This window comes from Paenibacillus sp. Y930 (assembly GCF_056786375.1).
The window spans coordinates 1-687 of record NZ_JBXCIX010000038.1 but is presented as its reverse complement, the minus strand read 5'-3'; the positions used below and the strand labels follow the sequence as shown (position 1 = coordinate 687).

Annotated in this window: 1 protein-coding gene; it reads left to right on the top strand. The window is 33.5% G+C overall.

All coding sequences use genetic code 11. The features are described from left to right. Window positions 1–127 precede the first annotated feature (127 nt). The gene (locus AC1TO5_RS21260; RefSeq protein WP_482064826.1) at window positions 128–424 is read left to right on the top strand and encodes a hypothetical protein; all 297 of its coding nucleotides are present in this window, start codon (window positions 128–130) and stop codon (window positions 422–424) included. Window positions 425–687 lie beyond the last annotated feature (263 nt).

Below are 687 nucleotides of genomic sequence, written 5' to 3'. Positions count from 1 at the left end.
GCCTTGGTCAGCAGAGGAAATTCAGGAAGTATGATCTGTCTGACAACTTGCTGTGCAAGTTCGTGAATACAAGAACGTTATAAGAAATCCTGGCTATTAAATCTAGAAAGTTAAGAAGGGTGAGCAAATGAATAAAGAAAAAAACACTTCAAGAAAAAGATATATAGTCTTGAGTTTTATTTTAATAAGTACAGTAATTAGTCTGGCATTATATGTACCTAACTACTTTAGAAGTGATTTTCATATAGGTTATGAAGGAAGTATACAAGGATTTATTAATGCATTGTCATACGTAATAATTGGATTCTTACTTTGGTTAATTTTAAAAATGATAGAAAGATTACGCTATATAGCAATAGGATTATTAATTGGCAGTATAACACCGTTAGTTATTTACCTTTTCCTCCCTAAAACTTTTCCCTGAAATAAATGACCAGTTGTCATTTTAATATTATTCATATGAAGACAATTCAAAGTAGGCCAGGACATCTTATAACACAGTATTCACGCAGCGGCTGCGCCCTGGTCACTTTGATGCTTTTGGCAGAAGTAGCAGATTCAGTGACAACTTGCTGCGCAAGTTCGTGAATACCTGAACGATATGTGAAACATCTGGATTGGTAAAACTATATAAATACAAGTGCTAATAAAAGCAAACAGAAGTAGCAACAATACTAGATCGTATCT